Genomic DNA, 12,094 nt, shown 5'->3' with positions numbered 1-12,094 from the left:
CGATGTACCCTATGTGTCATTGGAAGTATTATAGATCATCCCGGATACGGGAGTACACTTTTTGATCCGTGAATACCCCTTTGATCTTCAACTGTTTGCGTAGCAAACCTTCGTACGACATGCCCAGCTTCTCCATGACACGTGCAGAGCCTATGTTGCCTGCATTACATTTCCCCTCCAGCCGATTACAATCCAGTTCCCGAAAACAATAATCCACAATGGGTTGCATCGCTTCTGCCGCGAGACCCTTCCCCCATTGACTGCTTGCTATCGCGTATCCCAATTCAGCACTTTGCATGGGTTCGTTGAGATGAAAAATGCCACCTCTCCCGATCAAGGTCCCTGTTTCCTTCAGGACAAAAGCCCAGATATAGACCATTTTACGTTCATAATTATCCAGTACCCGCTGAATATATTGAATCGAATCCTCCACCGTCTCATGGCAGTTCCACAAGCTTTGCTGACTCACTCGCGGATCAGAAGCAAACGCATAATAATCTTCAAGATCATCCATCGCAAGACGTCTAAGCTTTAACCGTTGTGTTTCGAATTCGGGCGATTCGACAAAAAGTTTCTCTACATTCATCAGCGCACCTCCATGATTCACTTGAATTCAGGATCCAACCATCTTATTTCTCAGGAAATAACGATCTATCATCACCATGCACAGAATTCCGACCGTATATCGAATCAGATCAATCACCAGAAACCCATGTCCCAAAACAAGAGCACCCCATACGGTTGAGCGTATCTCAATCAGCCAAGGCGTCTGAATCAACTGTGAGAACTCAATCATCCAGCTGAATACACAGCTCAAACTCATCGCCCATACCAAGCTGCGACGAGGCCACACCATGCGTACCGCAAAATAAATCATGCCCGCCCATAATGCATCTCCGGAATGTTCATGCACCCAATCCGGCAATCGATCACCAAAGTGTCTGGAGGCGAGTCCTGCCGCCATTGTCATCATGACTGCGAAGAAATAGATCAGCCTGTCTTTCATAAATACGCTTTTCAATCAATCACACGCCTTCATCCAGCACTTGTAAAATAAATTGCGTTTTGGCAGCGGTATACGATTCCCTATCTTCCTTGTTCTCATCAGCAAGCTTCGTCTTCAGTGCGGCGTAAGCTTCCACCAGATCAGGGCGTTTTCTCAGCACATCCCGAAACCGCATTTGACGATTCCAACGTTCTTCTCCCGGACGCATCAGATGAAGGTGTACAGATCTCTTGCCATCCTTAACCTTCACCCAGAATCGTCTATAATCCCGACCATCCAGTTCAGGCGGAACGTAGTTCCAGCCCAACGGATTCAACTGATCGGCAATCCGATCCATGTCATCCCATGACTGTACCTCTGCCATCAGATCAATAATGGGTTTGGCGGGTAACCCCGGAATGGACGTGCTTCCGATATGTTCGAATGGATGGATATTAAACTGCTGTAAAAGGTATTTAAGTTGCCGTATCTCTTCCTGAGCCTGTGCGTCCCAGTTGGGGTTGGCCGGTGCAATCTCTACCGCCTCTGTCGCCCAGGCAGGCCAGTTTTCCGGTTGCAATGGATCTGTCATTCAGGTCTCTCCTCTTCACCATGACATTTTAAATGATAACCTTCTCTGTATTTTTCATAGGTGCGTTGCTTCATGCTCTCAATTGAAGTACTTCGTTGAAATGTAAGTGTGGAACTTAGGGATAAAAGAAGATATTTCAGGTAAGCCAGATCACTAGAGTTAGAGTCTGTGCTTATAATCGAAGCTTTCATAATCATCCCATCCAATCCCGTTATATTGTTGTTCAAGCAGAAGGCATTCCAGATACATATTTCTACATATCCAAAAAGGAGCGTATGTCTACGCCCCTGATTGTCTGATACCGTTAATCACATTGATGATATTTAACGTGATGATGTACTGAATTTATGTTTGGATTTATGCAAAGTGCTTCATTATATGAAGATTTATTTTACCGTAACAGGGATCGTCACTTTTTTATTGCCCCACTTGGCCGTGATAGACGTTTTCCCTTTGCCTACAGCCACGATCTTGCCATTTGTTACTGTCGCTACGCCCGGCTTTGTGCTGCTCCACACCGCACTGTTGGTCACAACAGTGGTTTTGCCCGTATCATACTGGGCCATCACACTCAGCGTTGTACTTCCCTGCGGGGACAAGACCAATTTTTTCTGACCTGTAATCAACTTTTTAAGTAAAGGTACAACGGTAACCTCTGCCTTTATTGTCTGATTTTGATAAGTTCCTGTCAAGGTAGCTTGTCCTTCTGTCAGTGTCTTGACTGCTCCATTTTTCACAATGGCTACATTTATATTGGAAGAGGTCCATATCACTTGTTTCGAAAGGTTGATCGTTTTGCCATTCGCGTAGGTCCCGATCACCTTCAACGCTTTGGACTTCTTGATGTTCAGCTGCATTGTGGCAGGTGTAACCTCAACTTTGGTAATCTCGTCCGTCACGGCAACCGGGACTTTCACGATCGTTGTTCCGTATTTTCCTTGAAGCAATACTCTGCCAGGCGTAACGCCTTTGATTTTACCGTTTTCCAGCACAGCCGAGCTACTTGATACCGACCATACAATCTCAGACGTCACATCTTCTTCCTTACCATTCGCACGGGTAATGCTTACTTTGGGAAGTGCACTTTCACTGCCTTTAACAAAATTGTAGGAGTTCGGTGATGCTTTGATGCTTTTAATCTTCTCCTGTACCTGCACAACCAACTGGGCTTTGGACCCGTCTACTTCTGCAAAAATGGTTGCTTCGCCTACGGCCACAGCCTTGACTTTGCCCTTCACCATCGTTGCAACTGCTGCATTACTGGTGGACCAAGTCACGCCTTCGGTAACATCCTGCTTGTTATCAAAACCTTCTACTGTCGCCATCACCTGAAGTGTAGCTGTTTCGGATACACTCATCTTCTGCGGACTGTTATTGGTTATTTCAATCGATGTCACGTCACCTGTAGCCGCCAAGGCCAAGGAAGGGGCAAGTAATGTTAATACCATAATAAGGGCAAGCGTGCCTCGAAGCGCCAGTTTGATTCTACTCATTTCTATCTCCATCTCCCATAATCCAATATTTTACTTCTATTATATTATATCGGATACGAATTGCATAAAGTTGAATAACGTAAGTGAGAGTCTTGGAACAATTCATAATTTTCATTGTATAATATGGGAAGGTCGCGTAATACTGTTTTAATAAACCTAAAAGATGGGGGTGGGATATGTATGATCGAAAAGAATTTGCTTGATATGGTTTCTCCTAAAAATAATCGTAAACGTATGAAAGCTATCATCACTTCGACATCCACCAAGATTCGTCCTGAAGACGAAATGGTTCTATTGATGAGAACAGCCCGCAATCGTTTCAAAAAAGCCCTTGAATCTGGACAAATTGAAATCATTAACGAGCGTGAATGGAAGCTGCGTTAAAGAATATAGGTGAACTATGGAACGTATTCAAACACCAGAAATGCAAGAAAGAATTAAATGGGCTAAACGAAAATTGAAGGAACTTGCAGCTGATGTGACCAAAAGTGATTTAAAAGAGTTCTATGTGATGGGTATTATTACTCCTATTCTTGATGAATTAGATGCAGATCCAGCCATTATTGTTGGAGGACATGCTGTTGAACTATACACTTCTGGAAGTTACAAGACAGCTGATGTTGATCTGGTCATTTAACACCCGAAGGCTACTGTTACGTAATTGGAATAGACGACCTTATTTTGGATCGATTGAGAGCCTCCGAGTACTGGACAGATGCCCGAAGTTTGGAATGGGCACGTTACCTGATTTACAGTCAATTTGATACGATTGATTTAACATACATGAGAAAAGTTGCAGCCGAGGAGGATCCCAAATTGGCAGCTCGACTTGAACAAGAGTACCAGTGGGTAACAGATCATATGTTTAATTAGAAGGAACCCCGGTCAAGGGGTTCCTTTTCTGATTCTTCTTCATTTCCTAAAACATTAAATAACCTCTCTAATTCACTTCATCCCGCTCAGGCAAAATCAAGCTCTCGGCCCCGCCCATATAGGGCCGCAGGGCTGCCGGAATGTGAATGCTTCCATCCTCCTGCTGATGATTCTCAAGCAACGGAATCAGGATACGCGGCGATGCCACCGCGGTATTATTCAGTGTGTGACAATAGGCCAACTTACCTTCGGCATCCAGGCAACGAATATTCGAACGGCGAGCCTGAAAATCATGCAGATTCGACGACGAATGAGTTTCTCCATAGGCAGCGCGGCTCGGCATCCAGGTCTCGATGTCGTACTGTTTGTACGTTTTCTGCGACATATCCCCGGTACATACGGCAACAACACGATACGGCAGTTCAAGTAATTGCAACAATTCCTCGGCATGTCCCGTAATCTCCTGCAACATGCGCTCCGATTCTTCCGCATCAGGGGCACAGAGGATGACCTGCTCGACTTTGGCAAACTGATGCACACGGTACAAACCGCGTACATCACGTCCGCCGGAGCCAACTTCACTGCGGAAACACGTCGATACCGCAGCCAGCTTCACCGGATCCTTCACATCAACAATCTCATCCGCATAATACGACACCAGCGGCACTTCAGAAGTTCCCACCAGCCACTTGTTCTCCCCTTCGAGCTCATAGACCTGATCTCGACCCGTTGGGAAGAATCCGGTGTTCACCAGCGCTTCCTCCCTGACCATCAGCGGAACCTCCATTGGCGTAAACCCGTGCTTCAACAACAGATCCAGTGCCAGTTGCTGTACCGCCCGATGTAATAACAGACCTGCGCCTTTCAATACGTAGCTTCGCGTACCGCCAATCTTAACGCCACGGGCAATATCGATCAGATCATGCAACTCCCCAAGCTCCACATGATCTTTGGTGGTATACTCGAACGTTGGCACCTCTCCCACACGTCGCAGCTCCACATTATCCGCATCCGATGTGCCTTTCGGGGTATCCGGGGATACGATATTGGGTACCAGCCATTGCAGCAGGGTTACTTCCTCCTGAACAGGGGCAAGCTTCGCTTCCACCTGTTCCAACTGTTCATTGATCTGTTTCACCTGAGCCCGCAAACCCTCGGCCTCTTCCCGATTACCGGCTTGCATGAGTCTGCCAATGTCCGCGGATAACGTATTGCGCAATCTGCGTCCTTCTTCAATTTCCTGCAAAAGCGCTCTGCGTTCCTCGTCCCGCTCCAGTAATGTGCGAATGTTAATCTTGATTTTTTTACCGTCTGCCGCCGCCTGAACCTCTTCTGCATGTACCCGAATCCACTTCATTTCCAACATGGTCATCGTCTCCTTTGGCTGTAAAAATACAAAGAGCGCCCTCATCCCTTGGGACGAGGAGCGCTCTGCTCGCGGTGCCACCCAACTTGCTGAATCAGGATATCCTGCTTCCAGCCTCTTGGTCCGCGATAACGGGCGGTTCCGGTTAACTTGGGGAATATCGCTCCCCTGGCGAAAACGCCTCCGAGTTGGATGCTCTTCAACGGCATGGTCCGATCTGTAATTGTTGTGTCTCAGTATATACGAAGACAGATCAAAATTGCAACCTCTGTTCCCTGTATAGATCGGGATGTCATGGCACACCTTGACATGCCCTGTTATGATAGAGCTTGTCTGCGCGATTTCATCTGCGTAGTGGTCCTCAATGCATATATACATGTGCACACTGCTTACATAATAAAAGGAGTTCATTCATGAAAAAATTACTTTGGATCGGTTGTCTCTCCTATTTCCTCATTGGACTAGCTCACGTTGTGCTTGGTTCCATTCTGCCGGTTGCACTTGAACATTACGGCAAAGATTATAGCCAGGGCGGGACGCTGATCTTTGCTCAATTTGCAGGATTCCTGGGTGGTGTATTGTTATCTCCATGGCTGAACAGACGCTTTGGTAAACGGGGAGGCCTGTTAATCGCCACAGCACTGCTCTGTATCGCAGAATTATCCTATATGCTGTTGCCACCATGGGGCTGGATGTTCGTCATTGCACCCGCAGCCGGCTTCGGATTCGGAATGGTTGAAGCTGTTATTGGTACCATTATCATTGCTGCAATCAAAGACAATACGGCCGTTGCCATGAGTCGACTGGAAGTATTATTCGGGATCGGGGCGATGGTCATGCCGCTCATGGCCAGCGGTCTGATTACTGCTGGATACTGGCGCCTTTCCTTTCTCGTTGTTGCGATCTGCGCAGCGCTGACTTTTGCATTCTGGGCGAAAGGATCATTTGGAGAGCTCGATAAGTTTCTGGAGCGACGGAGTTCTAATAACGGTTCAGTACATGCCCACACTGCTGGGACATCGGGTGAGATGCATCCCGCATCTGCAAGTACATCCAGTCCAACCTATCGTGGCCGTAACAGAACTCTTCTGGTATTATTCGTCCTGTTCTTCTTCCTATATGTTGGTACAGAGATGAGTCTTGCGAACTTCATGCCAGCGATCCTGATTGAGAAAATGAACATGAAGGAAGCCGGCGCAGCGCTTAGTGTCACCTGTTTCTGGATTGCCATGTCCGTGGGACGACTCTTCGCCGGTTATATCGCAGAGAAATTCCAATACCGCGTCTATGTCCTGTACAGTTGTCTCGCATCTGTTCTCTTGTTAATGGTATTCCCATTTACAAACCAAATCTGGTCTGCATTTCTCATTATCTTGTTGCTTGGACTCGCGATGTCAGGGATATTCTCCATTGCCCTCGTCTTCGCCAGTAAACTGCTGCCTGGAACAGAAGAATCCACACCCAGTATCTTGATCGCCTCAGGTGGGATTGGCGGTGCCATTCTGCCTTTGACGACGGGATGGAGTCTTGATCATCTGGCAGTTAATCAATCCGCATGGATGCTTGCCATCTTTGCAGTTGGCCTGCTTGTCATTAGCGTAATCACGTATCAATGGCAGAATAAATATACAGCGGAGTCTGCGACTTAACAGTTATGTGTCGATGCAGTCCAGAACCTGAGAATCAGAATTATTTATTAAAGAAATCGAGATGTGTCTACTGTCATGACTTGACAGTGGCCATTTTTTTGTAGCGTTACTCTGTTCTAACGAACCTAGCACAAGCTATTCATCTCCATTTCCGCATATTTGAAATCTAACGAATCCTAGAGACTTTATTGTAGGTAATTAGCTTCAAATCAAGGTCTCGTTGCAGTTTTTCGGCATAATAACGCTGCTGAGATTCGTTAGATTTTTCATTCCCCAAGAACCGGCCTAATAAGGTGTTCTCGATTCGTTAGCGCTATAATTACGGTGGATAGTGTCCTATCTTTGCCTCAGATCACCCTTTAATTAATAATGAGGATACGATCTATTCATTTGCACAAGATTGCCCAGGAAATACTTTAGGCCATCGGGATTACACACTTTTGTTAACAGCAGGCATTACATGCCCGTTGCTCTTGATGAATTTACCAAATACATATCGCACGAGTGGCCCCAGAATAGTCAATTGATATGGATGCCACATTTAATTGATCCGCGAGATATGCCGAGATCATTCCATACATGGACAGGATCAGTACCATGCCAATCACCATGTAAATGACATGGCGAGCACACCCAGAACCTTGTTGGACTTGTCAAAGGGCAAGGAAAAAGCAATCTTTCTCGCTTTAGGTCCAACAATGAAGGACTCCACCAGGAACGCAATGTTTTGATGAACCGGAGAAAAATTCAACCTCAAGAGAATGCGGGTCTTTCCTATAACATAAATTTCCAGATAAAAGACAGTTTGGATAAAGCTGTGATTGCCATTCGTTTGAAAACATAGCCTTTCTGATTCGTAGATTCTGCTGGATGCTCACCTTTAACCACACGCGTACTATGTGCACGCTTGATATCCATAGCCTCTGTTAGTTGGTTGGCGAATGCAGAACCGGAAATGACCACAGCGGATTCCGTATTTAGAAAGGCGGATCTGGGATCAAGATTATACGAACCAACCATGCTGAGGTAATCATCCATGACAAATGATTTACCGTGTATGGAATAAGGGCCTTGGTATTCATAAATGGCCAGACTTGTATCAAGCAACCGTTTCTTAGAGCTTAAGTATCCCGCGAAAGCCAAGGGGTTAGGGGTCTGCTGGATTGAATTGGTTAGCATGATCCATTCTGCTTCTGGATTCATCGACAGATGTACAGCTTTCTTCATTTTCTTGGTAGGGATGGCATATGGCGTCTGAAGGTACACTTTCGACTTTGCTTGATTGGCAAAATGAACAAATGCTCTCCACATGGTCGGGTCTTTATACAGCCTTTTGATTGGATTGTGAATGAAAGCGACGTGGTCGGAGTGAAGAGCTCCTTGAGCCCATTCCTTCGGCAACACTTTAACAAAGGGATCGCTCTGAGCCTGGGCTTTTTGATATAACTCAGCCAGTTGAGCCAGCTCTTTTAACCCCTGCGCATGATACTGACGTTTTGCATGTTTTTCTGGTTTGGTGAATGGATGGTTCCATAACCGATCTATATATTTTTTCATTTCAACAACCGTGCTGTTCGTATGATGGTTTGGATTGTAAACAAGGACATCCCGATCGAATACATAGTCTTTTGGGGGTTGTAATGCCATGTATTTATCACCAATATTTTGGCCGCCAATGATGCCATATGTGTTGTCGACAAGAAGGATCTTGTCATGCAGACGGTTATGCCATGTCCATGGCATAAATATCTTGAGTGGTTCATAATACCTTAACTCCACATTGGGGTGAGCTGCAATGGCATCTGGAATATCACGCAATTCTCCGCGCATGTTGTGAAATATCCCGTCTAAAATGATTCGAACATGAACACCCCGATCAGCTGCATCGAATAAAGCAGCAAAAAAGAGTTGAGATGTTTTTCCTTTTTGGATGGAGTAATAAGCCAGGTCGATACTTGTTTTCGCCTCTCGAATAGTCTGAATTCTCACCTGACCGGATTGAAAGCCGTCCTCCAAGAGCAATACGCGATCTGTCGTACTTCCTGCTGTTAACAATTTTTGCATATCCGAATTTCCAATAGTAGATGGAGACGGAACCAAAAATAAAAGATAAGCTGTGAAAAAAACGTAGACACCATAGGACAGAATAATTGCGAATATGGTTTTAAGGATCATGCAGTACGCCCCCATTTTTATGTAAAAAGTAATTATTTGTATAGCAGTACTATCTCCTTCTGTGTCTAAAATATGTTGTTTAAATGAATCAAGCGACTCCGGTCAAGGTCAAACGATAAAAGCTGATCACTGAACTAAGGGACGCAGCCCTTATGTGACAAGACATCAAACATCGGAGTTGATCTACGTATTGGTTGGAAGCCTTATAATCTTCATATGTGCCCCCATCCAGTTCCTGACTGGACATGCTTGGGCCTCTGGCCTATAATTACACCTAGTAATGCCCGTAACTTCATAGTTTCCCAGGGGAGTCGGAATTGGCCGGCTGAGAGTGTATCCCACCAAGATACTAACCCTTAGACCTGATCTGGATCATGCCAGCGTAGGAATCGGAGTATATCGAAATGGCACAGCCCTATAGCTGAACGCCACCTCTCTAACGCCTGCACGCGTCCCGGATTACGGGACGCTTTTTTAATGTTCTTTTATATAGCCAGAGAGCTAAAAAAAGTGACGTTATCCGGATCATAGCTGGTATAAATCTGTCGATTTATGCAAGAAGCTTGGATATGAAGCCAAGGAGTACCCCGTGCCACTCGGCCGGACATACCGAAGGAGAGAATTACAGATGAAATGGCGTAAAACGATGGGATTGTTGCTCTTATGCGTGCTTATGGTGACTGTAGCCGCATGTGGTGGCAAAGAAGCTGCCCCAGATGGGCAGAACAGCAACACAAATACGGAAAGCAGCAACGAAAGCGACACTGCCGCCCTGAAAGATATTAAAGTGGTGCTCGACTGGACACCGAATACGAATCATACCGGCCTGTATGCGGCTGTAGATCAAGGTTTTTACAAGGCTGCAGGCTTAAACGTAGAGATTGTACAACCAGGAGCCGGTGGCGCAGATACGATGGTCGCATCAAATGAAGTGCCTTTTGGCGTAAGTTATCAGGAGAGTGTTACTCAAGCCCGCACACAGGGTGTTCCTCTCGTATCCATTGCAGCAGTTATTCAGCATAATACATCCGGGTTCGCTGCTCCGGCAGATCGTAATATCAAGTCCCCGAAAGATTTTGAAGGTAAAACCTATGGCGGTTGGGGTTCCCCTGTGGAAGAAGCCGTGATGCAATCCATTATGGAAGGCGAAGGCGCGGATGTATCCAAAGTGAAAAACATTAACATGGGTGACGCCGACTTTTTCACCGCAGTGAAACGGGACATTGATTTTGCGTGGATTTTCTACGCCTGGACGGGTATTGAAGCCGAACTGCGCGGGGAACCGATCGACATGTTATATGTGAAGGATTATTCAGATGCACTGGATTATTACACACCTGTACTCGTAACAAACGAGCAGACGATTCAGAACGACCCTGAGCTGGTGAAAGCATTCCTGAAAGCCACCTCTGAAGGATATCAATACGCAATTGATCATCCTGAAGATGCTGCCAATATTCTGATCCAGGCCGTACCGGATCTGGACAAGGAATTGGTACTGGCAAGCCAGAAGTGGCTTAGTCCAAAGTACAAGGATGACGCCCCGCGCTGGGGAGAACAAAAGCAGGAAGTGTGGCAGAATTACACCGACTGGATGTTTAGCAAAAAACTGCTCGATGAACAGATCGATGTGAGTAAAGCATATACGAACGAGTTTTTACCCCAATAAAATTTCTCATATAAAACGAACTTAATATTTACACGAGGACGGAGAGGACAGAAATAACATGAAAAAGCGAAGCGGTCGCCTTTATCACCGGATTTTCCCTTTAGAGAAAGGGAATCAAAAAAATCTGGGGATAACAGCGATTGGAGGGTTATTCTGTCATCGAAGTGGCAAGTGTAACAGTCATTAGTTCATTTTATATTTTTCGAAAGGAAAAGTGATCTCTCATGGCAAGTACACTACTCAGCATTCAGGTTATTCCCAAAACGCCAAATGGCGAGAACTCTTATCCTTATGTAGATCGCGCCATTGAAGTTATTCAGCAATCTGGTCTGAAGTATCAGGTAAACGCGCTCGACACCACGATGGAGGGGGAACTGGAGGAACTGCTGGAGGTTGTCCGTAAAATGCACGAGGTACTCGTGGAGGCTGGCAGCCCAAGTATCATCTCCCAGATCAAGATCGCCCATAGCCCTGCTGGCCTCAGCATGGACACCCTGACGGAGAAGTATCGCTAATGCATACCTATTTCAAAAGTGTATGGCCGCCCATAGTGGCGGTTATTCTCTTTATAGCGATATGGCAGGGAGCCGTTTCCCTGTTCCATATTGAGAAATGGATGCTACCTGCACCGTCCGATATCGCCCGTGAAGCGGCAACCCAGGCCGAACGGCTTGGCATGCACGCTTCCGCAACCATTCAGTTAACGCTGATTGGATTCGCGGCTGGAACAGCGGTTGGATTACTGATTGCGATGGTGCTGCATTTGGTCCCTTTTCTCAAATCGGCCTTGTATCCTTTACTTATTCTCAGTCAAAATATCCCAACCATCGCGCTCGCGCCGCTCCTGTTAATCTGGTTCGGATTCGGGCTGTTGCCCAAGCTGATTACGATCATCCTGGTCTGTTTCTTCCCCGTTGCAGTGGCGGCCATGGACGGCTTGACCCGTACTGACGCGGCGATGATGAACTATATGCGCATGGCTGGTGCGAAACGTCATCATATCTTCTGGAAGCTCGAGCTACCACATGCCCTGCCATCCGTATTCTCCGGTGTCAAAATCGCCGCTACCTATAGCGTGATGGGTGCCATCATTGCCGAATGGATTGGTGCAGACAAGGGCATTGGTTATTATATGATGTTGCAAAAGTCGGCTTATCGCACGGATCGCTTATTCGTGGCAATCATGATTATTGTCGCGCTTAGCTTACTGCTCTTCCTGCTCATTGCCCTTCTGGAGAAGTTGCTCGTGCGCTGGCGGCCACAGAAGAAGTAGTAAAGAAGTAATCTGTATA

The 12,094-nt window shown here is 46.2% G+C and carries 13 protein-coding genes and 1 riboswitch; of the genes, 7 read left to right on the top strand and 6 right to left on the bottom strand.

Annotation, left to right across the window (positions count from 1 at the left end):
- Positions 1 to 28: 28 nt before the first annotated feature.
- From ABTV53_RS01775 to ABTV53_RS01760, 4 genes are all read right to left on the bottom strand, one after another.
- Positions 29 to 586: a GNAT family N-acetyltransferase gene (locus ABTV53_RS01775; protein ID WP_421893385.1), complete on the bottom strand. Its 558-nt coding sequence runs from the start codon at positions 584 to 586 to the stop codon at positions 29 to 31.
- Positions 587 to 613: 27 nt separating this feature from the next.
- Positions 614 to 1,021 carry a DUF2809 domain-containing protein gene (locus tag ABTV53_RS01770; RefSeq protein WP_433749935.1) on the bottom strand — a complete coding sequence of 136 codons (408 nt, stop codon included), beginning with the start codon at positions 1,019 to 1,021 and terminating at the stop codon, positions 614 to 616.
- Positions 1,022 to 1,025: 4 nt separating this feature from the next.
- Positions 1,026 to 1,577, bottom strand: a complete 552-nt coding sequence (locus ABTV53_RS01765; protein WP_433749932.1) for a GrpB family protein — start codon at positions 1,575 to 1,577, stop codon at positions 1,026 to 1,028.
- A gap of 386 nt (positions 1,578 to 1,963) precedes the next feature.
- A complete protein-coding gene (locus ABTV53_RS01760; protein WP_433749931.1) occupies positions 1,964 to 3,070 on the bottom strand; it encodes an Ig-like domain-containing protein in 1,107 nt (368 codons plus the stop codon).
- A gap of 180 nt (positions 3,071 to 3,250) precedes the next feature.
- On the opposite strand from ABTV53_RS01760, the gene ABTV53_RS01755 reads away from it, so the two are divergent.
- The 3 genes from ABTV53_RS01755 to ABTV53_RS01745 are packed head-to-tail and all read left to right on the top strand — an operon-like array spanning position 3,251 to position 3,943.
- The gene (locus ABTV53_RS01755) at positions 3,251 to 3,454 is read left to right on the top strand and encodes a hypothetical protein (protein ID WP_433749928.1); all 204 of its coding nucleotides are present in this window, start codon (positions 3,251 to 3,253) and stop codon (positions 3,452 to 3,454) included.
- A gap of 16 nt (positions 3,455 to 3,470) precedes the next feature.
- Positions 3,471 to 3,707 (top strand): hypothetical protein, encoded by a 237-nt coding sequence (locus tag ABTV53_RS01750; RefSeq protein ID WP_433749926.1) that lies wholly within the window; start codon positions 3,471 to 3,473, stop codon positions 3,705 to 3,707.
- Between the two features lie 44 nt (positions 3,708 to 3,751).
- Positions 3,752 to 3,943: a hypothetical protein gene (locus ABTV53_RS01745; RefSeq protein ID WP_433749923.1), complete on the top strand. Its 192-nt coding sequence runs from the start codon at positions 3,752 to 3,754 to the stop codon at positions 3,941 to 3,943.
- Between the two features lie 67 nt (positions 3,944 to 4,010).
- Here the strand turns inward: ABTV53_RS01745 and serS are convergent, their stop codons facing one another.
- Positions 4,011 to 5,309 (bottom strand): serine--tRNA ligase, encoded by a 1,299-nt coding sequence (gene serS, locus ABTV53_RS01740; protein WP_433749920.1) that lies wholly within the window; start codon positions 5,307 to 5,309, stop codon positions 4,011 to 4,013.
- A gap of 413 nt (positions 5,310 to 5,722) precedes the next feature.
- Between serS and ABTV53_RS01735 the strand changes: the two genes are divergently transcribed.
- Positions 5,723 to 6,958, top strand: coding sequence for an MFS transporter (locus tag ABTV53_RS01735; RefSeq protein WP_433749917.1), 1,236 nt, complete (start codon positions 5,723 to 5,725; stop codon positions 6,956 to 6,958).
- Positions 6,959 to 7,732: 774 nt separating this feature from the next.
- On the opposite strand, the gene ABTV53_RS01730 is transcribed toward ABTV53_RS01735, so the two are convergent.
- Positions 7,733 to 9,022 carry a phospholipase D-like domain-containing protein gene (locus tag ABTV53_RS01730; protein ID WP_433749914.1) on the bottom strand — a complete coding sequence of 430 codons (1,290 nt, stop codon included), beginning with the start codon at positions 9,020 to 9,022 and terminating at the stop codon, positions 7,733 to 7,735.
- A gap of 405 nt (positions 9,023 to 9,427) precedes the next feature.
- Positions 9,428 to 9,540, top strand: a riboswitch (TPP riboswitch).
- A 221-nt stretch (positions 9,541 to 9,761) separates the two neighbouring features.
- Here ABTV53_RS01730 and ABTV53_RS01725 point away from each other — a divergent pair.
- The 3 genes from ABTV53_RS01725 to ABTV53_RS01715 all read left to right on the top strand — a co-directional run bounded on the left by ABTV53_RS01725 (position 9,762) and on the right by ABTV53_RS01715 (position 12,075).
- Positions 9,762 to 10,802, top strand: a complete 1,041-nt coding sequence (locus ABTV53_RS01725; protein WP_433749912.1) for an ABC transporter substrate-binding protein — start codon at positions 9,762 to 9,764, stop codon at positions 10,800 to 10,802.
- Between the two features lie 224 nt (positions 10,803 to 11,026).
- Positions 11,027 to 11,317 carry a thiamine-binding protein gene (locus ABTV53_RS01720; RefSeq protein WP_433749909.1) on the top strand — a complete coding sequence of 97 codons (291 nt, stop codon included), beginning with the start codon at positions 11,027 to 11,029 and terminating at the stop codon, positions 11,315 to 11,317.
- Positions 11,317 to 12,075 carry an ABC transporter permease gene (locus ABTV53_RS01715; protein ID WP_433749906.1) on the top strand — a complete coding sequence of 253 codons (759 nt, stop codon included), beginning with the start codon at positions 11,317 to 11,319 and terminating at the stop codon, positions 12,073 to 12,075. Before ABTV53_RS01720 ends, ABTV53_RS01715 begins: the two co-directional genes overlap by 1 nt.
- Positions 12,076 to 12,094: the final 19 nt, after the last annotated feature.

Source organism: Paenibacillus amylolyticus (assembly GCF_050990605.1).
GTDB classification, from domain to species: Bacteria; Bacillota; Bacilli; order Paenibacillales; family Paenibacillaceae; genus Paenibacillus; species Paenibacillus amylolyticus_H.
The sequence above is the reverse complement of the archived record's forward strand: the minus strand, read 5'-3'. Positions and strand labels throughout refer to the sequence as shown.

Coding starts and splice junctions, on each gene's coding strand:
- ABTV53_RS01775 (WP_421893385.1), bottom strand. CDS start 586: ATGAATGTAGAGAAACTTTTTGTCGAATCGCCCGAATTCGAAACACAA.
- ABTV53_RS01765 (WP_433749932.1), bottom strand. CDS start 1,577: ATGACAGATCCATTGCAACCGGAAAACTGGCCTGCCTGGGCGACAGAG.
- ABTV53_RS01760 (WP_433749931.1), bottom strand. CDS start 3,070: ATGAGTAGAATCAAACTGGCGCTTCGAGGCACGCTTGCCCTTATTATG.
- ABTV53_RS01755 (WP_433749928.1), top strand. CDS start 3,251: ATGATCGAAAAGAATTTGCTTGATATGGTTTCTCCTAAAAATAATCGT.
- ABTV53_RS01750 (WP_433749926.1), top strand. CDS start 3,471: ATGGAACGTATTCAAACACCAGAAATGCAAGAAAGAATTAAATGGGCT.
- serS (WP_433749920.1), bottom strand. CDS start 5,309: ATGTTGGAAATGAAGTGGATTCGGGTACATGCAGAAGAGGTTCAGGCG.
- ABTV53_RS01735 (WP_433749917.1), top strand. CDS start 5,723: ATGAAAAAATTACTTTGGATCGGTTGTCTCTCCTATTTCCTCATTGGA.
- ABTV53_RS01730 (WP_433749914.1), bottom strand. CDS start 9,022: ATGCAAAAATTGTTAACAGCAGGAAGTACGACAGATCGCGTATTGCTC.
- ABTV53_RS01725 (WP_433749912.1), top strand. CDS start 9,762: ATGAAATGGCGTAAAACGATGGGATTGTTGCTCTTATGCGTGCTTATG.
- ABTV53_RS01720 (WP_433749909.1), top strand. CDS start 11,027: ATGGCAAGTACACTACTCAGCATTCAGGTTATTCCCAAAACGCCAAAT.
- ABTV53_RS01715 (WP_433749906.1), top strand. CDS start 11,317: ATGCATACCTATTTCAAAAGTGTATGGCCGCCCATAGTGGCGGTTATT.